The sequence below is a fragment of the Streptomyces spiralis genome, from assembly GCF_014654675.1.
GTDB lineage: Bacteria > Actinomycetota > Actinomycetes > Streptomycetales > Streptomycetaceae > Streptomyces > Streptomyces spiralis.
This window is the reverse complement of the sequence record NZ_BNBC01000156.1, coordinates 1-719: the sequence shown is the minus strand read 5'-3', so window position 1 is coordinate 719 and position 719 is coordinate 1. Positions and strand designations below refer to the sequence as shown.

The 719-nt window shown below is 67.9% G+C and carries 1 protein-coding gene; it reads left to right on the top strand.

Going from position 1 to position 719, the window contains the following annotated elements; genetic code table 11:
- Window positions 1-719, top strand: a 719-nt coding sequence (locus IE318_RS44465; protein WP_506005432.1) for a phosphoglucose isomerase-related protein, incomplete at both ends; no start/stop codon positions are given.

The following is a 719-nucleotide window of genomic DNA, read 5'->3' as shown; positions in this document are numbered from 1 at the left end:
TCCACGCGGTCCTCGACAAGATGAGCGACTTCGCGAACCGGGTCCGCTCCGGGGAGTGGACCGGACACACCGGCAAGGGGATCCGCAACGTCGTCAACATCGGCATCGGCGGCTCCGACCTCGGCCCGGCCATGGCGTACGAGGTGCTGCGCGCCTATACCGACCGCGATCTGACGGTGCGGTTCGTCTCCAACGTCGACGGCGCCGACCTGCACGAGGCCACCCGCGACCTGGACCCCGCCGAGACGCTGTTCATCGTCGCGTCCAAGACCTTCACCACCATCGAGACGATCACCAACGCCACCTCGGCCCGCGACTGGCTGCTGGCGGAGCTGGGCGCGGGGCCGGAGGCCGTCGCGCGGCACTTCGTGGCGCTGTCGACCAACGCGGAGAAGGTCGCCGCGTTCGGCATCGACACGGCGAACATGTTCGAGTTCTGGGACTGGGTCGGCGGCCGCTACTCCTACGACTCGGCCATCGGCCTCTCCCTGATGATCGCCATCGGCCCGGACCGGTTCCGGGAGATGCTCGACGGCTTCCGTATCGTCGACGACCACTTCCGCACCGCCCCCGCCGAGTCCAATGTGCCGCTGCTGCTGGGCCTGCTGGGTGTCTGGTACGGCGACTTCCACGACGCCCAGTCGCACGCGGTGCTGCCCTACTCGCACTACCTGTCGAAGTTCACCGCCTATCTCCAGCAGCTGGACATGGAGTCCAAC